Source organism: Acrocarpospora catenulata (genome assembly GCF_018476525.1).
GTDB classification, from domain to species: Bacteria; Actinomycetota; Actinomycetes; order Streptosporangiales; family Streptosporangiaceae; genus Acrocarpospora; species Acrocarpospora catenulata.
Genome location: NZ_JAHCST010000004.1, coordinates 159758 through 181215, shown reverse-complemented (window position 1 = coordinate 181215; position 21458 = coordinate 159758). Strand labels below are relative to the sequence as shown.

Sequence of the window (21458 nt, the reverse complement as noted above, 5' to 3'; positions counted from 1 at the left end):
TGATGCATGAGAGTCGGACTCCAATATGAGGGGACATCAATTGATTCCTCGCGAAAGCAGGCTCCTGGGGAACCTGCTCATAAATCGTCGATTCCTGCGGTGCGCCGTCGTGGCGACCGTCATGGGAGTCGCGCTGACGGGGCAGGTGGCGGCTCAGGCGGCCGAAGTGCGGACTACTCCGTCCACCCCAGAGGTGGCCTCCACTGACGGCCCGCCGGACTGGATGCTGGATCTGCCGTGGGTCAAAAAGAAGAAGAGCTACCAGTCCACGCCCGGTCCTCGCGGCCCGCGGGGCTACCCCGGTAAGCGGGGCCCGCGTGGCTGGCCCGGCGAGAAGGGCGAGCCGGGCATCCCGGGACAGCCCGGCCCGACCGCGTGTCTCGACACGGCCGTCGACGAGGCCGGCCGGGTGATCACCGCCTATGTCCCGCGCCTCGGCCAGCTCCATATCGGCGACTCGGTGCGTGTCACACCATGGATTCAGCTCACTCAAACCAACAATGCGACGGCCACCGCCGGGGTCGCCATCCCCGCGAACGTGGTGTGCGCCACGGTCGACGTCACCGGCCCCGTGCTGGGTGTCGACACTCTGCGGGTGACGATCCTGACCAGGGACCCTGTCACGGGCACCCAGGCGGTGCAGACCACGACGTGCGTCGTCCCTGCGACCGCGTTCGACCCGAACGTGCTCGGTGCGGGTGTTGGCTGTGGGCCGTTCAGCCCGCTCCTGCCAATGCCCCCCAGGCTGATGACCAAGTAGTGACTCGACGGGATTAGCGCGCCGAGAGCGGCGGGTGATCTGCCCAGCCCGCTCTCGGCAATCTCCCGACTCGCTTGATCCCCTGCTCCCGCCATCTCCGGCCGACCTGGCGGACGACAGGGCGATTGGCGCCCCTAGCCCTGGCTCTCGCGGGCGGCGCGGATCAGTTCGATCTTGGCGCTGGCCGCGTACTTGTCCACGTACTCCTGGCCGGAGAGCTCCATCAGCGCGTACATGATCTCGTCGGTGACCGCGCGGAGCACCAGGAAGTCGTTCTCCATGCCGTAGTAGCGGGAGAAGTCGAGGGGCTTGCCGTACCTGACGCCGGGGCGGATGCCGAACTTGGGGATGACGCGGCCGGGCGGCATCATCTCGAATGTGTTGACCATGGCCCAGGGGATGACGGGCGCCCGGGACTCAAGGGCCAGTCGGGCGACACCGGTCTTGCCCTTGTAGAGGCGGCCGTCGGGGGAACGGGTACCCTCGGGGTAGATGCCCAGGACATTGCCCTCGCCGAGGACGCGCAGGCCGGTGCGGAGCGCCGCCTCGCTGGCCTTGCCACCCGAACGGTCGATGGGCACGGTCCCGACCCCGGAGAAGAAGGCCCGGCTGATCAGCCCCTTGATCCCGCTGCCGGTGAAGTAGTCCGACTTGCCGAGCGAGATGACCTTGCGCGGCAGGAAGAGCGCCCCGAAGAAGTGGTCGGCGAAGGACAGGTGGTTCCCCGCCAGGATGACCGGACCCTCCTTCGGCACGTTCTCCACACCCTCCGCCCACGGACGGAACACGAAGTGAAGGAACGGCCACAGGATGGCCTTCACCACCCAGTAGAACACTCGGCGCACCCCTTACCTGGTTTTCACGGTGCAGTCATCTTCGCACGGCTGGCCCCCTCGCACGACCGAGGCCTAACGTGCGACTATCGGGCAATCCTTGCCAATTCTGGAGGACACATGCCATTGCTGCCCGGCGCCGAGCCGTACCACCATGAGGGCGGACCGATCGGAGTGCTGCTCTGCCATGGCTTCACCGGGTCGCCGCAGTCGCTCCGCCCGTGGGCCGAGCACCTGGCCGAGGCCGGGCTGACCGTCGCGCTCCCCCGCCTGCCCGGCCACGGGACCACCTGGCAGGAGATGAACCGCACCCGCTGGGAGGACTGGTACGCCGAACTCGACCGCGCCTACGCCGAGCTGAAGGCCACCTGCGCCGAGGTGTTCGTGATGGGCCTGTCGATGGGCGGCGCGATGGCGTTGCGCCTGGCCGAGGTGCACGGGGACGCCATCCGCGGCGTCGTCGTGGTGAACCCCTCGGTGGTCAACGACAACCCGCTGCTGCTGCTCGCCCCGGTGCTCAAGTGGGTGCTGCCGTCGGTGCCGGGCATCGCCAGCGATATCAAGAAGCCCGGCGAGCACGAGCTGGGCTACGATCGCACCCCGGTCCGCGCCGCGGCCACGCTGCCCCGGCTCTGGAAGCTCGTGCAGTCCGAAGTCGAGAAGATCACCCAGCCGGTGCTGGTCTTTCACAGTCCGGAAGATCATGTGGTGAAACCGGCCAGCGTGGCGTTCCTGCGGGCCAGAATGGGAGACAACCTGGAGGTCAGGGAATGCGCGGACAGCTACCACGTCGCCACCCTGGACAACGATGCCCCCGCGATCTTCTCGGGGAGCCTCGACTTCATCCGCGTCCATGCGTCTGTACCCTTGACGAAGGACTTGTGACCTGGGATCGATGTGACGCCACAGAGTGATGAGGACGAGGTCTGGCGTCAGATCGTCGCCTCCTACAACGAGACCCCCGAGGACAGCTCGGCGGATCAGCCATGGCCGGACCGGGAGAACGTGGCCGCCGGGGCCGAGCCTGAGCCCGGGGAACCCGACGAGCCGGAGAGCACCGACCAGCCGGAGGTCGCGGACGACGGCGACCACTACGTGCCGCCCCCGCCGCCGCCGCTGCCCAAGGCGGACGCCATCACCAAGGTGTCCTGGCTGGCGCTGTTCGGCGGACCGGCCTATTTACTGCTCGCGGCCCTGCTCCGCTGGCCGATGGACCCGTGGATCGTCTTCACTGCGGTGGCCGCGTTCATCGGCGGGTTCGTCGCATTGGTGGTCCGGATGGGGGACGGTCCTCCCGGGGATTCCGGCTGGGACGACGGAGCCGTCGTCTAGGACCGGGTCACCGCTGGGTGGCGGGTCCGAAGGATTCCACCAGGTCGTCGTAGCGGCCGTCGGCGCCGAAGGCGTGCCCGACCGCCATGGTCAGCTCGCCGGTCCGGGTCACCGCCCGCATGCGCACCAGCCGCCCCTCCTCGGCGGGCTCGCCGCGCAGCGGCTCCCACCGGCCGCCGGTGTACTTGAGCAGGAACGCCTCCCCCGGATTGGCCGGGTCGTAGCCGGAGGCCCAGTAGCGGCCCTTGCCGTCCCCGCTCACCCCGTACAGCTCGGCCTCGGGGATGGGTAGCTTGTCGCGGGTCCAGCGTTTGCCGTCCCAGCGCATGATCAGCGGCTCGACGTTCTCGTCGCCCTGGAAGACCGCGCCCACCGCGACCGCCCGCCTGCCGCTCTGCAGGTAGACGTCCCGCAGGTAGCCGCCGGGCACGTTCGGCGCCGACACCTGCTTCCAGCCGGAGCCGGTCAGCCGCATCACCAGCGGCCGGGTGCCGGTGTCGCCGACCGCCCAGCCGTCCTTGCCCTTCAGGGCCACCCCGTGCAGCGCGCCCGGCGGCCCGAGCACGGCGGTCCACGCCCCGGCGCCGGTGGCGATCAGGCTCTTCCCGGCCCGGCTGCCGACCGCGACCACCTTGCCCGGCTGCGCGGCGACGCCCCGCAGCCAGTCCCCGCCGCGCACCGCCGGCACCGCCACCCGGTCGAACCCGCCCGGGCCCCCCTTCCCGACGTACGGCATGCCGTCGTGCCCGTCCCCGACCACCCAGAGCTCACCGGCCGAGACCGCGCTGATCGAGCGCAGCGCCCCGACCCCGGTCACGTCCCCCCGGGCGCTCACCTCGGTCCAGGACCGGCCGTCCCAGTGGGTGACCACTCCGCGGTTCCGCCAGACGTCCCAGAGGCCCTCCTGTCCGACGGCCCAAATGTTGGTTTCGGACACGGCGGTGACGTCGGCGAGGGAGCCGCTGCTGCCCAGGCGCGCGTCGCCGGCCCGCCGTACGGTCTCGTCGGCGGTGCTCGCGGGGGCGGCGGGGTGCGGTTGCGCGTGCGCGGTCGGAATCGCATGGGGGAGGTTACCGGCCGACAGACCGACGAGAAGCGCGCTCAACGGCACCACGCGCCGGGTCAGGCAGCGGGGCATGAGCAAATCGTACGGGTCGGCGGGCGGCCAGGGGGCGAGAGACCGTAATTCGGATCAGAAGCCTCGGTCTGATTTATTCCCGCAGTTGGTCTATTTCCGCCACCACCGGCAGGTGGTCGGTGGCTCTGCGCAGGTCATCGGGGGTGGGGGCCGGGTCGGTGGTGCCACAGGCCCGTACCGCCAGTCCCGGCCCAACGAAGATCGCGTCGATGCGCTTGTCCGGTCGTCGAGAAGGGAACGTGCACCCGTCGCCGCGCGGCGCCACCGCGTACGCGTCGGTCAGCCGCCCGGCCAGATACCGCCAGCAGGGCTGCCCCGGCTGCTCGTTGACGTCCCCCGCCAGCACCGGCAGCGCCCCGAACCGCGCGGCCGCCGCCTCGACCCGGGCGAGCACCTCGGGGGCGTGCGCGACCCTGGCCCCCTGGTGCAGGTCGAGATGGACCGAACCGACCGCCAGCCGCAGCCCCGCGGCCTCCACCACCGCGACGGCCACCGCCCGCCGCTCCAGACCGGGGAACCAGCGCAGCCGGTGCCACCCGGCGTACAGCACTGTCACGCCGTCGGCGACCAGCACGGCCACCTTCCGCCCGATCACCAGCCGCATGCCGGTGACGGCCTCGAGCGGCCCCCGCCGCAGCGGCACCTCCTGGAGGCAGAGCACGTCAGCCCGGAGGGCGGCGATGACCCTGGCCAGCGCCGCGCGATCGTCTCGCAGGCCGCGCACGTTGTAGGACGCGACCCTGATCATCAGACCCCGACCATCAGGGCATGCGCGCCAGATCGGCGGCCCCGACCAGCCCCGCGGCCGGGCCCAGTTCGGCGGTCCGGATCGCGGCCAGTGGCCGGTGGCCCCGGCCGGTGAGCTTTTCCGCGTACCGCTCCCGGACCCGGTCCAGCCAGAGGTCGGCGGCGCGGGACACGCCTCCGCCCATGATGAAGCAGCCGGGGTCGAGCACGGCGGCCAGGTCGGCCAGGCCCTGGGCGAGCCAGCCGGCCAGCCAGTCGAAGGCCTCCAGGGCGACCGGGTCCCCGTCCCGGGCGGCGTCGGTGATCTCGGCGCCGTCGATCTGCTCGGGGGTCCCTCCGGCGATGGCCAGCAGGGTGGCCGCCCGGCCGGGGTCGGCGGTGGCCAGCCGCCGGGCCTCGGCGACCAGGGCGTTGCCGCTGGCGTACTGCTCCCAGCAGCCGAGGTTGCCGCAGCCGCAGAGCTTGCCCTCCGGCACGGTCTGCATGTGGCCGAGCTCGCCGCCCATGCCCCACCGGCCCCGGTAGAGCGCGCCGTCCAGCACGACCCCGCCGCCGATGCCGGTGCCGACGGTCACGCACACCACGTGCGTCTCGCCGCGCCCGGCGCCGAACCGGTACTCCCCCCAGACGGTGGCGTTGGCGTCGTTCTCCACCACCACCGGCAGCCCGACCAGTTCGGCCACCTTGCGCTGCAAGGGCTCCTCGCGCCAGGCCAGGTTGGGGGCGAACCTGACGATGGACCGGGTCTCGTCCACGAACCCCGCGGCGCCGACGCCGACCGCCTCCACCTCGTGCCGGGAGGCCAGGTCCTTGACCACCTCGGCGACGGTTCCGGCGACCAGCTCGGGATTGTCGGCGGGAGTGGGGCGTTGCAGGCTCTCCAGGATCTTGCCGTCCTCGTCCACCACCCCGGCCGCGACCTTCGTTCCGCCGATGTCAATGCCGATGGTCAGCGCCATAGGTCCCTCTTCCGGAGATCAGCCCAAGTCGATGTGCTCTACTTTCGGGTCATCCGGCCGCCGGGGTGCGGGCGGGCCCTGCAGGGCGTCGACCGCCTGCCGGAAGGCGGCGAGCAGTTCGCCCCCCGCCGCGATCAGGTGGTCGGTGACGTCACCCCGCGCATCCTTCTCCTTGCGCGCGGCGATCACCCGGCAGACCGGGCAGGCCCGGCAGATGTACTCCTCGTGATCATGCCCGGAAACCGCCTCCGCCCACACATCTTCTTGACGCGTGGTAGGGGGTGGCGGGGCGAACATGCCGCCGAACCCGCTGCCGGCCCCGCGGACGAAGCCCTTCCCGATCTCCCGGCCGACCCGCTGCTGCAGTGAGTCGAACAGGCGTTTCGCCTCATCGGCCGCCGCCCCGAGCGGATCCGGCCGATCATTGCTTTCCGTCATATCTCGAACGTTACCCGGAGGCAGCCGTCCTGGAGCGCCGCCGAAGCCACCGTTCGCCGGGCCAGCGCGGCGGGCAGCGCGATGATGCGGCGGTACGACCCGGCGGTGACGATCAGCTCGTCGCGCTTGCGGGCCAGGTCGACCTCCGAGCGGTCGGCCAGCGGCAGCCGGAGCACCAGCTCGTCGGCGGTGATCCGCATCGGGGGCTCGGCGACGGGTGGGCCGAACGGGTCGTGCGTGCCGTACAGCTCGACGCCGACCTCGGCCAGCGCGGCCACGCCGACGGGTTCGGCCGCCAGGTACGGCGCCCGCAGCACGGGCAGCGGGGCGAACGACTCGTGCACCTCGGCCAGCTGCCGGGCCTGGGCCGCCACCCAGCGGGAGCGCCACTCGTCGGCCCCATCGGCGGGGAAGACCCGGTTGGCGATCACGGCGTCCACGCGGTAGCCGTACAGGCTCAGGGAGGTCAGGGTGCGGCGGGCCTCGGCGACCACCACCGCCTCGGGGGTGAGCACCAGGCGCACCGAGGCGTTGTCGCCGGTGAGCAGTTCGCGCACGGCCATCAGGCCGCGGTGCAGCCGCTCCCCCGCGGAGATCACCTTCTCCTCGGGGGCGCTCACCTTGGCGACATGGCGGAAGATCGGCCCGAGCGCCTTCACCAGGCGGCGGCCGACCGGGAGCAACCGGTTGACGTGCCAGTCCAGCACCTCGGGCAGGGCGAGCAGGCGCAGCGTCTCCGCGGTGGGCGCGCAGTCCACGACGATCACGTCCCAGCGGCCGGCGCGGGCCTGCTCGCGCAGCTCAAGCAGGGCGATGATCTCCTCGGCGCCGGGCAGCACGGTCACCTCCTCGGAGGTGATCTCGTCCAGGCCGAGCTCGTGGAAGGCCGTGCGCGCGTACTCCTGGAGGTCACCCCAGTGGCGTTCCATCGCGCGCTGGGTGTCGACCTGCTGGAGGTAGAGGCCGGGGGCGGCCTCCACCGGCTCGACGGCGGGCGGCGCGTCGAGGGCGTCGGCCAGCGAGTGGGCGGTGTCGGTGGAGACCACCAGGGTCTTCAGCCCGCGCCTGGCGGCCAGCGTGGCGGTCGCCGCGGCGGCCGTGGTCTTGCCGACGCCGCCCTTCCCCGTGAAGAGCAGGACCCTCATGCGCGTTCGACGCGTTTCTTCAGCCCTTTCAGAGCCGTGTCGACGATGACCTTCTCGGCCTTGCGCTTGATCATGCCGATCATCGGCACTTTCAGGTCGACCGCGAGCTCGTAGACGACCTCGGTGTCGCTGTTGCGGGGATTCAACCGGTAGCTGCCGGTCAGGCCGGACACCATGCGCCCGCCGTCGGCGATGTGCCAGGAGACCCCGGTCTCGCCGTCCCAGTCGTAGCGGAGGGTGTACTCGTCGCTGATCACACCCGCGTCCAGGACGAAGCGCACGGTCTCCGGGCGGCCGGCCGCGTCGGTGGTGAGGATCCGGGCCGACTTCATCTGACCGGCCCATTCCGGGTACGCCTCGAAGTCGGCGATCACGGCCATGATCTTCTCGGGGGCGGCGCCGATCGTGATGCTCGACGTGGTGCGGTCAGCCATGGCCTAACCGTACTTCACCATTCAAGAACGTACGGTGTGCCACGGCGCCGGAAATGCCCAACGTTCACGCATTCGGTGCGCCCGATCCTGGTACGCGGCACCAGCGGCTGGTGCACGTGGCCGAAGAGCGCGTACCGGGGCTGGGTGCGCCGGATGGCCGCCAGGATGGCCTCGCTGCCGCGCTCGAAGCGCCGGGCCACGGTGTCGTACAGCAGCTCGGGCACGGCGGGCGGGATGTGCGCGCAGAGCACGTCCACCGCGCCGACCGCCTCGACCTTCGCCGCGAACTCCTCCTCGTCGATCTCGTACGGCGTCCGGTACGGCGTGTGCAGCCCGCCCCCCACGAACCCGAAGGTGAGCCCGCCGATCTCGGCCGTCTGCCCGTCCAGCACGTGGTGGCCGTCCTGGACGTACTCACCCCAGAGCCGGGGGACGTCCACGTTGCCGTAGGTCAGGTACGCGGGCCGGGGCATCGCGGCGAAGATCTCGGTGTACTGGGCGCGGACCGCGCGCTCGATGTGCTCGCGGGGGTCGCCGCCGAGGGCGGCCCAGAGCGTGGCCGACATCGCGCGGGCCTCGTCGAACCGGCCGGCGGTGCGCAGCCGGATGAACTCGGTGGCCCGCTCGGCGCCGAACAGCGAGGGGAAGATGCCCTGCGCGTGGTCGGCGTAGTCGATGAAGAGTATGAGATCACCCAGGCAGACCAGGGCGTCGGCGCCCTCGCCGGCACGGGCCAGCGCATCGGTTCTGCCGTGGACGTCGCTGACCACGTGCACCCGCATGGCGCTCATGGTAACCGGAGGCTTCCGACACGGTGCGCGTCGCGGGGTCATGGGCGACAGTGGCGCTGATAGCGTGAAATTGCCCGGATAACGCCTGGGTGACGGACCTACCAATGCGTAACTTCTCAGGGTAGCGTCCGGTGCAAATTTACCCAGCGGTGCCCCGAAGGAGTAACTGTGCGCGAGTACAGCGTTCCCGTGCTGGTGGACGTCCCCCTGTCGGCCAACTGCGCCGACACGGTGTTCCAGCGGGGCGCCGAAGAACCCGGCGCTCCCTGCATCAGCCGCAAGGTCGGCGAGGAATGGGTGGCGGTCAGCGCCGCCGAGTTCCGGGACGCGGTGGCCGGCGTGGCCCGCGGCCTGATCGCGGCGGGGATCCAGCCCGGCGACCGGATCGCGCTGATGTCCCGCACCCGGTACGAGTGGACGGTCGTCGACTACGCGATCTGGGCGGCCGGCGGCGTCGGCGTGCCCATCTACGAGACCAGCTCGGTCGAGCAGGTCAAGTGGATCCTCTCCGACAGCGGCGCCAAGGCGGCCTTCGTGGAGACCGCCGCGCACGAGGAGACGGTCCGCGAGGCGGCCCCCGACCTGCCGATGATCTGGAACATCGAGGGCGGCGGGCTGGACGCGCTGGCCGAGTCCGGCGCCGAGGTGAGCGAGGAGACGCTGACCGAGCGGCGCACCGCGCGGGGCGGCCACGACCTGGCCACCATCATCTACACCTCGGGCACCACCGGGCTGCCCAAGGGCTGCGAGATCACCCACGACAACCTGGTGTTCACCGCCAGGAACGTGGCCTTCGGGCCGTTGGAGCGGCTGTTCACGGTGGACGGGCGGGCCGCGCTGCTCTTCCTGCCGCTGGCGCACAGCTTCGCGCGGATGGTGCAGATCGTGCTGCTGGAGACGCGGACGGTGCTGGCGCACACCCCGAACATGAAGAACGTCGCGCCCGACCTGCAGAGCTTCAAGCCGACCTTCCTGCTCGGTGTGCCCCGGGTGTTCGAGAAGGTCTACAACGGCGCCGAGCAGAAGGCCACCGGCGAGGGCAAGGGGAAGATCTTCCACGCCGCGGCGGCCACCGCGATCGAGTGGAGCAAGGCGGAGAGCGCGGGCGGGGCCGGGCTCGGGCTGCGGCTCAAGCACGCCCTGTTCGACCGGCTCGTCTACACCAAGCTGCGGGCGGCGACCGGGGGCCGGCTGTCGGCGGCCGTGTCCGGCGGGTCGGCGCTGGGTGAGCGGCTCGGGCACTTCTTCCGCGGGGTCGGCATCGAGGTGTTCGAAGGCTGGGGGCTGACGGAGACCTCCGCGCCGTCGACCGTGAACATTCCCGGGGCCAACAAGGTGGGCACGGTCGGGAAGCCGTTCCCCGGGGTGACCATCGGGATCGACGACGACGGGGAGATCCTGGTCAAGGGGCGGCACGTCTTCAAGGGGTACTGGAACAACGAGGCCGCCACCCGGGAAGTGATCGATTCTGACGGGTGGTTCCACACCGGGGACGTCGGGGAGCTCGACAAGGACGGCTACCTCAAGATCACCGGGCGGAAGAAGGAGATCCTGGTCACGGCGGCCGGGAAGAACGTGGCCCCCGGGCCGCTGGAGGACAGCATCCGGGCGCACCGCCTGATCAGCCAGGTCATGGTGGTCGGCGACGACCGCCCGTTCATCGGCGCGCTGGTCACCCTCGACCCCGAGGCGATGGCCCAGGTCACCCTCTCCGACGAGGAACTCCGCACAGAGGTCCAGGCGGCCATCGACAACGCCAACCGCATGGTCTCCAAGGCCGAGCAGATCAAGAAGTTCATCATCCTGGAAAACGACCTCACCGAGGAATCCGGCCACCTCACCCCGTCCCTCAAGGTGAAGCGCAACCTCGTGATGCGCGACTACGCCAAGCAGATCGAGGAACTGTACGGCGGCTGAGACGTCCCCTCCGCACGCTCGCCGTAGGGCCGGTGAGAGTTCCACAGCAACCATCCGTCCCGGCGGAGCCGGGCCCGGACCCGGAGGGGTCAGAAGGGTGGGTGGGTGGGAGAAGTAGGGTGAGCAGGGGTTTTGGGTGGGTTTGTGGGGTGTTTAGAGGGGTGGGCGTTGGATTGGGGATGGGGTGGGGGACGGATATTGATCTCTTCGGCGAGGCGAGTCTACTGGGGGGACCACGACTCTCCATACTGTGCGTATGGATCCGGACACGTTCCGTGGTGGTGTGGAGGGGGCGGACGTCTACTGGCGTCGGCGGGTGTCGGTGTTGACCGGCATGCTTGTGGTGGTGGCGGTGGTGGCCTGGGCTTGTGCGACGGGGTCGGACAAGCCGGTGAGCAGTGCGAAGCCGGGGCCGGGGACCGCGGACGCGATGGCGGTGTCGTTGCCGTCACCGGCGGCCACGCCCCAGCCGTCGGGTAGCCAGGCCTCGGGCAATCAGGCGTCGGGTAGCCAGGCGTCAGGAAGTCAGGCGTCAGGAAACCAGGCATCGGGAAGCCAGGCGTCGGGAAGTGCGCAGCAGTCGGGGGCGCCGTCGGCGAAGCCGAGTCTCAGACCGTCGGCCGTGCAGCGGAAGCCGGGAGAGGAGTGCCGGCTCGATGACCTGGTGCTCAGCCTGCGGGGAAGCCAGCAGAGTTACGGCGCGGGACTCAACCCGGGGTTCCTGCTGACCGTGGTGAACATCGGGCCGGTGCCGTGCGTGGTGGATCTCGGCCCACGGGCACTGGAGATGCGCGTCACCTCGGGAGGCGAACGAGTCTGGTCCACGGCGGACTGCGTGAGCGGCGAGGGCACCGACCGCCAGATGCTCCGCCTCGGCGTGCCGTACGTACGGGACATCCAGTGGGACCGCCACCACTCGGGCGTGGACTGCACCGCCAAGCGTCAGGCCGCAGCCAAGGGCACCTACGCGGCCGTGGCCAGGGTGGGCACCCTCCGCAGCGCCCGCAATGTCTTCGAACTGCGCTGAACCCGCTAGACGTACCGCTCGAGGATGGAGGACTCGGCCAGCCGGGAGAGCCCTTCGCGCACGGTGCGGGCCCGGGTCTCGCCCACCCCGCCGACCACCTGAAGATCGTCGGTACTGGCGGCCAGCAGCTTCTGCAGGCTCCCGAAATGGTCCACCAGACGATCGACGATGGTGCTCGGCAGGCGCGGCACCCGGGCCAGCAGCCGGAAGCCGCGCGGGCTCACCGGCCCGTCCAGCGCGTCAGGACCGCTGTAGCCGAGGATCTGCGAGACGGTCGTGAGGTCGAGCAGGTCGAGCGAGGAGAGCCCGTCCAGATCCCGCACCGCGTCCTCGAACCGGCGCGGCCGCCGCCCGTTCCCGTTGGGCAGGTAGTCCCTGACGATCAGCGCCCGATCCTCCTCGACCCCCCCGACCAGCTCGTCCAGCTGGAGCGAGATCAGCCGCCCGTCGGTGCCGAGCTCCACCACGTACTCCTCGATCTCGCCGGCGATCCGGCGGACCATCTCCAGGCGCTGCACCACGGCGGTCACGTCCCGCACGGTGACCAGGTCCTCGATCTCCAGCGCGGAGAGCGTGCCGGACACCTCGTCCAGGCGGAGCTTGTACCGCTCCAGGGTGGCCAGCGCCTGGTTGGCCTTGGACAGGATGGCGGCCGACTCCTCCAGCACGTACCGAATCCCGCCCAGGTAGAGCGCGATGATCCGCATCGACTTGCTGATCGCGATGACCGGGTGGCCGGTCTGCCGGGCCACCCGCTGCGCGGTCCGGTGCCGGGTGCCGGACTCGTCGGTGGGGATGGCCGGGTCGGGCACCAGGTGCACCGCCGCCCGCACGATCCGCAGGTCCTCCCCGTTGAGCACGATGGCCCCGTCCATTTTGGCCAGCTCCCTGAGCCGGGTGGCGGCGAACTCCACGTCCAGCTCGAAACCGCCGGTGCAGAGCTCCTCCACGGCCTTGTCGTAACCGAGCACGATCAGGCCGCCGGTGTGGCCGCGCAGGATGCGCTCCAGCCCGTCGCGCAGAGCCGTCCCGGGGGCGAGCGCGGCCAGGGTGGTTCTGCGGCGCTCCTCCAGTCCCTTGCTGTCATGCACGTCAGTGACCCCCGCTGGTCTCGCGCCCAGACGGTCTCTCCACAGACCCATGGCGCGGTCCAGTTTACCGAAGGTCCGCAGAAAGCCCTCGGCTTTCAGGCCATGGACGAATGCGGTCCCCGTCCCGGAGCGCGAAGTGCGGACCCAGAACCTCAGGCTGGGCGGCGTTGCTGTTCGATGTAGGCCTTGATGATGGTCGGTGGGGCTCCGCCGCAGGAGGCGGCGAAGTAGCTGGGGGACCAAAACTGGCCGTCCATGACCGCGCGGTTGACCCGGCCGGTGAACTCCTTGCGCAGGTAGTGCGAGGACACGCCCTTCAACGAGTTGACCAGTTTGCTGATGGCGACTTTGGGCGGGTAGTGGACCAGCAGATGAACGTGATCGTCTTCGCCGTTGAACTCGCGTAGCTCGGCCTCGAAGCCGTCGCACACCTCGATCATGATTTCTTCGCAGCGGCGCAGCATCTCGTTATCGAAGACGTTCCCGCGATATTTGGTCACGAAGACCAGATGGACATGCATCGCGAAAAACACATGTCTACCACGCCGAAATTCGGCATCCTGAGCCATAGACCAGATGCTAACGTGTTCGAGTCTGTGAGATGTGGGCGGCAGGCGGCAAGGGAGGTGTTCGCATGCTGACGGGGCGTAAGTACCGGCTGGAGTTGGACTTCGGGCAGAAGCTGTTCGCCGAGCGGGTGGCCGGGATCTGCCGGTCGGTGTGGAACACCGGCCTGGAACAGCGCCGCGCCTATCGGCGCAGGGGCGCCTCCATCGGCTACGCCGAGCAGTGCGGGCAACTCGCCGACGCCAAGGGCGAGTTCACCTGGCTGGCCGACGCTCCCGCCCAGGTCATCCAGCAGACGCTCAAGGATTTGGACGAGGCGTGCCGCAGGCACGGCACCTGGAAGGTCCGCTGGAAGAGCAAGGCGAAGTGGACGCCGTCGTTTCGGTACCCGACCGCCAGGCACATCCCGGTCGAGAAGATCAACCGCAAGTGGGGGCGAGTGTTCCTGCCCAAGTTCGGGTGGGTGAGGTTCCGCATGTCGCGCCCGCTGGGCGAGACCGTGAAGTCCGCGACCATCTCGCGCGACGGTAAGCACTGGTTCGTCTCGTTCCTGGTCGAGGACGGCATCACGCGAATGGACAGGCATGCGCGCCCCGACCAGGTGGTGGGGGTGGACCGGGGGGTGGTGACGGCTGCCGTCACCTCCGACGGGGAGTTCTTCGACCGCCGCCATGCCGGCGAGTCCGGCGTGTCCTCACCGGTGCCCCCGAAGGAGGAAAAGGCCGGCCGCGAGGCCGATCTGGGCTACCTGTCGGCCGGTGAGGCGGAGCGGTGTCTGCGGCTGCAACGCCGGTTGGCCCGTGCGAAGAAGGGCTCGGCCCGGCGCAAGGTGGTGGCCGGCGAGGTGGGGGAGATCATGCGGCGGGTTCGGTGGCGCCGGGCGGACTTCAACGCCCAGACCGCGCACCGGCTCACCCGCGACTACGGGCACATCGTCTTGGAGGATCTGGGCGTCCGTGGCATGACCGCCTCGGCGTCCGGCACGGTCGAGGAGCCGGGTTCGCGAGTCGCTCAAAAGTCCGGCCTCAATAAGGCGATCTTGGATAAGGCCTGGTATGGGCTGGAGGTCGCGTTGCGGTCCAAGGCCCGCTATACCGGCTGCGTCATCGGAAAGGTTCCTGCTGCCTACACGTCCCAGACATGCTCGGCTCCAGCCTGCGGGAAGGCGGACGCGAAGAGCCGCGAGAGCCAAGCCCTCTTCCGCTGCACCACCTGCGGGCATACCGAGCACGCCGACGTGAACGCCGCAAAATGCATCAAGGCCAGAGGACAGGCGGCCGGGCCGGTCGTCTCAGGGCGTGGAGACTCGGGGTTGCCCGGGTCGGTGAAGCGTCAAGCACCCCGTTCCATAGCTCGCGGCGCGCCGCGAGCTGCCGCGTAAACGGCACGGGAATCCCCGTTTTCAGGGCGGGGAGCGGGTCAACGGCGTAACCGGTTGCTCACCGGATGTGCGTCAAGGCATCCCAAACGTTCTCCGCCTCGGTAACGTCGAAACCGGGCGAGAAGTTCGGCGTGGTCCGCACGCCGCCCCGGTCGCGGACCGCCACCGCGTCGCTCCGGCCTGGCGGCGGGTCCAGCCGCAACGTCTCCCCGGCCAGCGAGCCGGCGGGCACCAGCGCCCGGGTGAAGCCCAGCCGCGCCGCCTCGGCCAGCCGCCGTCGCACGTCCCTGACCGGCCTTAACTCCCCGGCCAGGCCGACCTCGCCGAGCGCGACCAGCCCGTGCGGCAGCGGCTTGTCCCCGGCCGCGCTGACCACCGAGAGCATCAGCGCCAGGTCCACCGCAGGGTCGGTGAGCCGGATGCCGCCCACGGTCGCGGTGAACACGTCGCATTTGCCGATCTTGGCGTTCAGCCGCCGTTCCAGCACGGCCAGCACCATGGCCACCCGGTAGGAGTCCAGGCCGGAGGAGGTCCGCCGGGGCTGCGGCGCCTCGGTCGGGCCGACCAGGGCCTGCAACTCGGCCGGGATCGGCCGGGTGCCCTCGATGGTGACGGTCACACAGGTGCCGGGCACCGGCTCTGGATGCCGGGACACGAACAACCCGCTCGGGTCGGTGATCCCGGTGATGCCCCGCTCGTGCAGGTCGAAGCAGCCGACCTCCTCGATCGGCCCGAACCTGTTCTTGATCGCCCGGACCATGCGCAGCCGCGAGTTCCGGTCGCCCTCGAAGTGCAGCACCACGTCCACCAGGTGCTCCAGCACCCGGGGCCCGGCGATGGAGCCGTCCTTGGTGACGTGGCCGACCAGCACGGTGGCCATGCCGCGCTCCTTGGCCAGCCGGGTCAGGTTCCCGGCCACCTCCCGGACCTGGGTGACCCCGCCGGGCACCCCGGTCGCCTCGGCCGACCCGATGGTCTGCACCGAGTCCACGATCAGCAGCCGCGGCTGCACCTTCTCCACATGGGTGACCAGCGCCCCGAGATCGGTCTCCGCCGCCAGGTACAACCGGTCCTGCACCGCCCCGATGCGGTCGGCCCGCAGCCGGACCTGGGCCGCCGACTCCTCTCCCGTCACGTACAGCACCGTCTCGTGCCGCGCGGTCTTGGCGGCCGCCTCCAGCAGCAGCGTCGACTTGCCGATGCCCGGCTCGCCGGCCAGCAGCACCACCGCGCCGGGCACCAGGCCGCCGCCGAGCACCCGGTCCAGCTCGCCCACGCCGGTCGGCCGGGCATGCGCCGTCTCGGCCTTGACCTGCCCGATCGGCACGGCGGGCGCGGTGACCGCGCCTCCCTTGACCACGGTCACGCCCTGCCGGGTGCCGGACTCCTCGACGGTGCCCCAGGCCTGGCACTCGCCGCACCGGCCCACCCACTTGACGGTGACCCACCCGCACTCGCCGCACCGGTACGACGGCTTCGCAGCTTTGCTCACGCCGGGAGGCTACCGGCCGCCCCCGACATTCTCAGTACCGCCGCCACCGCAACACGGCCGGATACGCGATCTCCAGCCCGGCAGTCTCCCTGATGGCCCGCGCCGCCACCCGCGGCGTGAACTCGATCCGCAGCACCGCCTCCAGATCCGCCCGCGAGCTGAACGCCATACGCAGGTCCAGCTCCCGCCGCTGCCACCCCCGCCGCGACCAGAAGTCCTCCACGGCCGGTACGGAGTAACTCGGCACGCTGGCCAGGAACCACGCCCCGAAGGCCCCCTTGGCGGCGTCCACGTCCACCACGAAGGCGGCCCCGCCCCGCCGCAGCACCCGGGACAGCTCACGCAGCCCCGGCTCGCACCCGGGACCGAAGAAGTACGCCCACCGGGCCACCGCCACGTCCACACTCGCGTCCGGCACCGGCAGCGCCTGCGCGGTGGCCGTGCACACCTGGACGTTGGCCAGCGGACGGCAGCGCCGGACGGCCAGCTCGACCAGTTCGGGATGGGGCTCCACACCGATCACCCGGGTCGCGCTCGCCGCGTACTCCGGCAGGTGGTAGCCGGTGCCGCAGCCGATGTCCAGCACGGTGCCGCCGTCCCAGGGGCGTACCTCGCGGATGGCCTTCTCCACGGCCTTGTCGGGATCGATGGCCCGGTTCTCCAGCTCGTAGACCTGCGGGTGGTGCCAGATGTTCGGGCTGGGGATGGCCCCCTGCGGAATGCGCGGCATGGCGCCACGATATGTCGTGTACCTCGTGCCGACGGCCCGCTTCGGCCGACCCCCGCTTAGTCTGGGACTGTGAGCGAGCGAGCCAATGAGCGCGCGGCGTCCGGTGAGCGAACCTATATCGGTAGGGAAGAGCCGGCGACCGTGCGGGTCCCGGATGCCAAGATCGCCTTGTCCACCGCCTCGGTCTACCCCGAACGCACGCCCGACGCCTTCGAGCTCGCGTCCCGTCTCGGGTACGACGGAGTCGAGATCATGGTCGGTCAGGACCCGGTCAGCCAGGACATCGACGTTCTGGAGCGACTCCGCGACCACTACCAACTGCCGGTGCTGGCCATCCACGCGCCCTGCCTGCTGGTCACCCAGCGGGTCTGGGGGCGCGACCCGTGGGCCAAGCTGGAACGGGCCAGGAAGGCCGCCCAGCGGCTGGGCGCGCGGACCGTGGTGGTGCACCCGCCGTTCCGCTGGCAGCGCGACTACGCCAGGGACTTCGAGGTCGGCCTGGCCAGGATGCGGGAGGAGAGCGACGTGGTGTTCGCGGTGGAGAACATGTTCCCGCTGCGCGCCCGGGGCGGCGAGGTGGTGCCGTACGCGCCGGACTGGAACCCGGTCAACCACGACTTCCCCGAGGTCACCCTGGACCTGTCGCACACCGCCGTGTCCGGTTCCGACGCCATGGAGATGGCCGCCAAGCTGGGCGACCGGCTGGCCCACCTGCACCTGGCCGACGGCACCGGCACCAACAAGGACGAGCACCTGGTCCCCGGCAGGGGCACCCAGCCGTGCGCGCAGATGCTGGAGCGCCTGGCCACCGCGGGTTATGGTGGCCTCATCGTGCTGGAGATCAACACGAGGAAGGCGGTCGGCCGCGCCGAGCGGATCGACGATCTCGCTGAGGCGCTGGCCTTCGCCCGGCTCCACTTCGCCGCCTCCTCGGCCGCCAGATGAGCGCCGCCAAGTGAGGGCCGCCGAATGAGAACACACAGATGAGAACCCGCAGAATCCACAGAACCCGCAGATGAGCCACCTCGTCTTCGACGTCGACCGGGTGGCCGAGGCCTACGACGCCGCGCGCCCGGAGTACCCGCCTGCCCTGTATGCCGCGCTGGGCGAGCTGTCGGGGGTGCGCTTCGAGGGCGCGCTCGCGGTGGACGTGGGCGCCGGCACCGGCATCTCCACCCGCGGCCTGCTGGACCGGGGCGTCCGGGTGGTGGCCGTGGACCGGGCCGGTCGCATGCTGGCCTACCTGCGCTCCCGCAGCGAGGGCGCCGCGCTGCTGGCCGACGGCAACGCGCTGCCGCTCCGCGACGACCTGGCCGACCTGGTCACCTACGCCCAGTCCTGGCACTGGCTGGACCGCACGGTCTCCATCGCCGAGGCGATCCGGGTGGTCCGCCCCGGCGGGGCCATCGCCGGCTGGTGGAACACGGTGGACGCCGGCAAGGCCGACTGGCTGGCCGCCTGCCAGGTCCGGCTGGCCGACTGCCCCGGCTACACCGGTCCCGCCCTGCCCGGCTGGAGCATGCCCCCGATCGGGGCCGCCATGGCCGCGGCCGGCCTGCCGGTGGCCGAGCGCTGGGTGCACTGGATCCGCCGGATTCAGCTGGAGGACTTCCTGACCGACCTGCGCTCCCATTCGTACGTGGCGGCGCTGAACCTGGCGCACGCGGACCGGTTGATCGACCGGGAGCGCGGCGAGCTGCTCCGGGTCTTCCCGGACGGCGACCTGACCATCCCGATGCGGGTCTACCTCGCGGTCGGCCGCAAGCCGCTGACGCCGGAGCCGACCGACCCGCCCGTCGCGGTGGCCGAGCCGGACGATCTCAAGGAGCTCAAACAACTCGCCGTCGGGCTGACCGAGGGGGAGGGCCGGTGAGCCGTCGCACCGGCCGCCGCCCAGGTTCCACCGACACCCGTGGCGAGATCCTGGTCGCGGCGCGGGCGGTCTTCGCGGAGAAGGGCTTCGACAAGGCCACCATCCGGGGCATCGCCCGCGAGGCGGGGGTCGATCCCGCCCTGGTCCACCACTACTTCGACACCAAGCAGGGCGTCTTCGTGGCGGCCATGCGGCTGCCCATAGACCCGGCGGTGGCCGTGCCGCTGATCGTCAGCGGGCCGCGGGAAGCCGCGGGGGAGCGGCTGATCCGGTTCGTGCTGGCGTTCACCGCCGACCCGCAGGCCAGGGAGACGGTGATCGGGCTGATCCGGACCGCGATGTCCCACGAACCGACCGCGGCCATGGTCCGCGAGTTCCTGACGGGGGCCTTGCTTGGCCGGGTGGGGGAGGCGCTGGGGGTTCCGCTGATCCGGATGGAGGCGGCCTTCGCCCAGCTGTTCGGGATCGTGATGGCCCGCTACATCATCAAGCTGGAGCCGGTCGCCTCGGCGGACCCGGAGGAGCTGGTCGCGCTGCTCGCGCCGACCATCCAGCGCTACCTGGACCCCTGAGCGAGGGCGGTACAGAGCTTTGTTCTATGGTCTGGGATAACGTGGGTGTGTTGTGCCGGACAAGGAGGACCTGTGCTCTGGGTAGCGATAATCGGGCTGGTCATGACGGTCGTGACGGTTGCCGTGGCGGCCCGGCGGGTGCTGTTCCTGTACCGGCTGGCCACCGTCGGCCAGCCCGCGCCCGAACGTGTCGCCTACCTGCGCCAGAACCTGGTGCCGGAGATCAAGGCCCAGCTGAGTGAGGTGTTCGGGCAGAAGAAGCTGCTCAAGTGGACGCCCTCGGGGGTGGCGCACTTCTTCGTCATGTGGGCGTTCATCATCCTGCTGACCGTCTACATCGAGGCGTACGGCGCGCTCATCCAGGGCATGGTGACCGGGCGGCCGAACTTCCACATCCCGCTGATCGGCACCTGGCCGGTCCTCGGCTTCCTCCAGGACTTCATCGCGCTGGCCGCCCTGATCGGCCTGATCGCCTTCGCGGTCATCCGGATCAAGAACGCTCCCGCGAAGCTCGGCCGGCGGTCCCGGTTCTCCGGATCCCACCTGGGCGGCGCCTGGCTGATCCTGTTCATGATCTTCAACGTGATCTGGACGATGTTCCTGTTCCGCGGCGCCGCGGTCAACACCGGCAACTCCCCCTACGCCTCCGGCGCCTTCGTCTCCGACGCGGTGGCCCAGATCCTGCCCACCAGCATGGTGCTGGAGGAGATCGGGCTGCTGCTGCACATCGGCGTCATGCTGGTCTTCCTGATCATCGTCGTGCACTCCAAGCACCTGCACATCTTCACCGCGCCGCTCAACGTGCTGTTCTCCCGCCGCCCCGACGGCAACGGCCCCGCCCAGCCGATGCGCAGCGGCGGCAAGCTGCTGGACTTCGAGGAGGCCGACCCCGAGGTCGACGTGTTCGGCCGGGGCACGATCGCCGACACCACCTGGAAGGGCTTCCTGGACTTCTACACCTGCACCGAGTGCGGGCGTTGCCAGTCCCAGTGCCCGGCCTGGAACACCGACAAGCCGCTGTCGCCGAAGATGCTCATCCTGGACCAGCGTGACCACGCTTTCGCGATCGCGCCGTATCTGCTGATGGGTCAGGAGGAGCGGGCCAAGCAGGGCGAGGACGTGCTGGCCCTGCTGGACAAGCCGCTGGTGGGCGAGGACGGGGTGATCCACCCGGACGTGCTGTGGTCGTGTACGAACTGCGGCGCCTGTGTCGAGCAGTGCCCGGTGGACATCGAGCACATCGACCACATCCTGGACATGCGCCGCTACCAGGTGATGATCGAGTCGTCGTTCCCGTCGGAGGCGGGGGTGATGCTGAAGAACCTGGAGAACAAGGGCAACCCGTGGGGCATGTCGGAGATGAAGCGCGCCGACTGGATCGCCGAGCTCGACTTCGAGGTCGAGGTCGTGGAGGACAAGATGCCCGCCGACGCCGAGTACCTGTTCTGGGTCGGCTGCGCCGGCGCGCTGGAGGACCGGGCCAAGCGCACCACCAAGGCGGTGGCCGAGCTGCTGCACATCGCCGGGGTCAAGTTCGCGGTGCTCGGCCCGATGGAGGCCTGCACGGGTGACCCGGCCCGCCGGCTGGGCATGGAGTTCCTGTTCAACATGCTGGCCCAGCAGAACATCGAGACCCTCAACGAGGCCGGGGTCAAGAAGATCGTGGCCACCTGCCCGCACTGCTTCAACACCCTGGCCAACGAGTACCCGCAGCTGGGCGGCACCTACGAGGTGGTGCACCACACCCAGCTGCTGTCCCATCTGGTGGACACCGGGCGGCTGGTGCCGGTCACCCCGATCGAGGAGAAGATCACCTACCACGACCCGTGCTTCCTCGGCCGTCACAACAAGGTCTACGCCCAGCCTCGCGACATCATGGCCAAGGTGCCCGGCATCCAGGCGCAGGAGATGCACCGGTGCAAGGACCGTGGCTTCTGCTGCGGCGCGGGCGGTGCCCGGATGTGGATGGAGGAGCGCATCGGCAAGCGCATCAACACCGAGCGGGTGGAGGAGGCGCTGACCACCGATCCGGACACCGTTTCCACGGCTTGCCCGTTCTGTCTGGTGATGCTGGGCGATGCGATCAACGAGAAGAAGAACGCCGGGGCGGCCAAGGAATCGGTGGAAGTGGTCGACGTGGCCCAGCTATTGATCAAGTCGGTAAAAGGCTGACCATGTGGGAACACTGGCTGTAGGGGGCCAGGTCAGAGAGTTGTGTGCGGGTAATTCCC

At 70.2% G+C, this 21458-nt stretch carries 23 protein-coding genes; 10 read left to right on the top strand and 13 right to left on the bottom strand.

The features are described 5' to 3' along the window. Positions 1-109: 109 nt before the first annotated feature. Entirely contained in the window at positions 110-760 is a 651-nt protein-coding gene (locus KIP79_RS06040) for a collagen-like triple helix repeat-containing protein (protein ID WP_214103651.1), read from the top strand. 134 nt (positions 761-894) lie between these two features. Here KIP79_RS06040 and KIP79_RS06035 read toward each other — a convergent pair whose 3' ends face one another. Next, positions 895-1596, bottom strand: a complete 702-nt coding sequence (locus KIP79_RS06035; protein WP_214103650.1) for a lysophospholipid acyltransferase family protein — start codon at positions 1594-1596, stop codon at positions 895-897. A gap of 117 nt (positions 1597-1713) precedes the next feature. On the opposite strand from KIP79_RS06035, the gene KIP79_RS06030 reads away from it, so the two are divergent. Both KIP79_RS06030 and KIP79_RS06025 read left to right on the top strand, forming a co-directional pair. Next, the gene (locus KIP79_RS06030; RefSeq protein ID WP_214103649.1) at positions 1714-2478 is read left to right on the top strand and encodes an alpha/beta hydrolase; all 765 of its coding nucleotides are present in this window, start codon (positions 1714-1716) and stop codon (positions 2476-2478) included. A gap of 12 nt (positions 2479-2490) precedes the next feature. After that, entirely contained in the window at positions 2491-2925 is a 435-nt protein-coding gene (locus KIP79_RS06025) for a hypothetical protein (protein ID WP_214103648.1), read from the top strand. A gap of 7 nt (positions 2926-2932) precedes the next feature. On the opposite strand, the gene KIP79_RS06020 is transcribed toward KIP79_RS06025, so the two are convergent. The 7 genes from KIP79_RS06020 to KIP79_RS05990 all read right to left on the bottom strand — a co-directional run bounded on the left by KIP79_RS06020 (position 2933) and on the right by KIP79_RS05990 (position 8568). Next, positions 2933-4063 carry a hypothetical protein gene (locus KIP79_RS06020; protein WP_250212728.1) on the bottom strand — a complete coding sequence of 377 codons (1131 nt, stop codon included), beginning with the start codon at positions 4061-4063 and terminating at the stop codon, positions 2933-2935. Between the two features lie 73 nt (positions 4064-4136). Next, a complete protein-coding gene (locus KIP79_RS06015) occupies positions 4137-4811 on the bottom strand; it encodes an endonuclease/exonuclease/phosphatase family protein (protein ID WP_214103647.1) in 675 nt (224 codons plus the stop codon). A gap of 13 nt (positions 4812-4824) precedes the next feature. Continuing rightward, positions 4825-5769, bottom strand: coding sequence for an ROK family glucokinase (locus KIP79_RS06010; RefSeq protein ID WP_214103646.1), 945 nt, complete (start codon positions 5767-5769; stop codon positions 4825-4827). 18 nt (positions 5770-5787) lie between these two features. Then, complete coding sequence (locus KIP79_RS06005) at positions 5788-6207, bottom strand: hypothetical protein (RefSeq protein ID WP_214103645.1); 420 nt, start codon at positions 6205-6207, stop codon at positions 5788-5790. Next, positions 6204-7352 carry an ArsA family ATPase gene (locus KIP79_RS06000; protein ID WP_214103644.1) on the bottom strand — a complete coding sequence of 383 codons (1149 nt, stop codon included), beginning with the start codon at positions 7350-7352 and terminating at the stop codon, positions 6204-6206. The genes KIP79_RS06005 and KIP79_RS06000 overlap by 4 nt, the downstream gene beginning before the upstream one ends. Further along, positions 7349-7786 (bottom strand): SRPBCC family protein, encoded by a 438-nt coding sequence (locus KIP79_RS05995; protein ID WP_214103643.1) that lies wholly within the window; start codon positions 7784-7786, stop codon positions 7349-7351. The genes KIP79_RS06000 and KIP79_RS05995 overlap by 4 nt, the downstream gene beginning before the upstream one ends. A gap of 14 nt (positions 7787-7800) precedes the next feature. Continuing rightward, positions 7801-8568, bottom strand: coding sequence for a metallophosphoesterase family protein (locus KIP79_RS05990; RefSeq protein ID WP_214103642.1), 768 nt, complete (start codon positions 8566-8568; stop codon positions 7801-7803). A gap of 177 nt (positions 8569-8745) precedes the next feature. On the opposite strand from KIP79_RS05990, the gene KIP79_RS05985 reads away from it, so the two are divergent. Continuing rightward, entirely contained in the window at positions 8746-10494 is a 1749-nt protein-coding gene (locus KIP79_RS05985; protein WP_214103641.1) for an AMP-dependent synthetase/ligase, read from the top strand. 300 nt (positions 10495-10794) lie between these two features. Here the strand turns inward: KIP79_RS05985 and KIP79_RS46540 are convergent, their stop codons facing one another. Beyond that, a complete protein-coding gene (locus KIP79_RS46540; RefSeq protein WP_250212727.1) occupies positions 10795-10989 on the bottom strand; it encodes a hypothetical protein in 195 nt (64 codons plus the stop codon). 127 nt (positions 10990-11116) lie between these two features. Between KIP79_RS46540 and KIP79_RS46535 the strand changes: the two genes are divergently transcribed. Then, complete coding sequence (locus KIP79_RS46535; RefSeq protein WP_250212726.1) at positions 11117-11521, top strand: hypothetical protein; 405 nt, start codon at positions 11117-11119, stop codon at positions 11519-11521. Positions 11522-11526: 5 nt separating this feature from the next. Here the strand turns inward: KIP79_RS46535 and disA are convergent, their stop codons facing one another. Then, positions 11527-12612, bottom strand: a complete 1086-nt coding sequence (disA, locus tag KIP79_RS05975) for a DNA integrity scanning diadenylate cyclase DisA (protein ID WP_308169586.1) — start codon at positions 12610-12612, stop codon at positions 11527-11529. Positions 12613-12764: 152 nt separating this feature from the next. After that, positions 12765-13181: an IS200/IS605 family transposase gene (gene tnpA, locus KIP79_RS05970; RefSeq protein WP_214103638.1), complete on the bottom strand. Its 417-nt coding sequence runs from the start codon at positions 13179-13181 to the stop codon at positions 12765-12767. 65 nt (positions 13182-13246) lie between these two features. Between tnpA and KIP79_RS05965 the strand changes: the two genes are divergently transcribed. Next, a complete protein-coding gene (locus KIP79_RS05965; protein ID WP_214103637.1) occupies positions 13247-14560 on the top strand; it encodes an RNA-guided endonuclease InsQ/TnpB family protein in 1314 nt (437 codons plus the stop codon). Positions 14561-14618: 58 nt separating this feature from the next. Here KIP79_RS05965 and radA read toward each other — a convergent pair whose 3' ends face one another. After that, the gene (gene radA / locus KIP79_RS05960) at positions 14619-16052 is read right to left on the bottom strand and encodes a DNA repair protein RadA (RefSeq protein ID WP_214103636.1); all 1434 of its coding nucleotides are present in this window, start codon (positions 16050-16052) and stop codon (positions 14619-14621) included. 31 nt (positions 16053-16083) lie between these two features. After that, on the bottom strand, positions 16084-16782 hold the full coding sequence (locus tag KIP79_RS05955) for a class I SAM-dependent methyltransferase (protein WP_214103635.1): 699 nt from the start codon (positions 16780-16782) through the stop codon (positions 16084-16086). Between the two features lie 117 nt (positions 16783-16899). Between KIP79_RS05955 and KIP79_RS05950 the strand changes: the two genes are divergently transcribed. The 4 genes from KIP79_RS05950 (at position 16900) to KIP79_RS05935 (ending at position 21399) form a co-directional block, all read left to right on the top strand. Next, a complete protein-coding gene (locus tag KIP79_RS05950; RefSeq protein ID WP_372453531.1) occupies positions 16900-17727 on the top strand; it encodes a sugar phosphate isomerase/epimerase family protein in 828 nt (275 codons plus the stop codon). Positions 17728-17797: 70 nt separating this feature from the next. Beyond that, entirely contained in the window at positions 17798-18655 is an 858-nt protein-coding gene (locus KIP79_RS05945; protein WP_214103634.1) for a class I SAM-dependent methyltransferase, read from the top strand. Beyond that, positions 18652-19227, top strand: coding sequence for a TetR/AcrR family transcriptional regulator (locus tag KIP79_RS05940; RefSeq protein ID WP_214103633.1), 576 nt, complete (start codon positions 18652-18654; stop codon positions 19225-19227). The genes KIP79_RS05945 and KIP79_RS05940 overlap by 4 nt, the downstream gene beginning before the upstream one ends. Positions 19228-19299: 72 nt before the next feature. Further along, positions 19300-21399 carry a (Fe-S)-binding protein gene (locus KIP79_RS05935; protein ID WP_214103632.1) on the top strand — a complete coding sequence of 700 codons (2100 nt, stop codon included), beginning with the start codon at positions 19300-19302 and terminating at the stop codon, positions 21397-21399. Positions 21400-21458 lie beyond the last annotated feature (59 nt).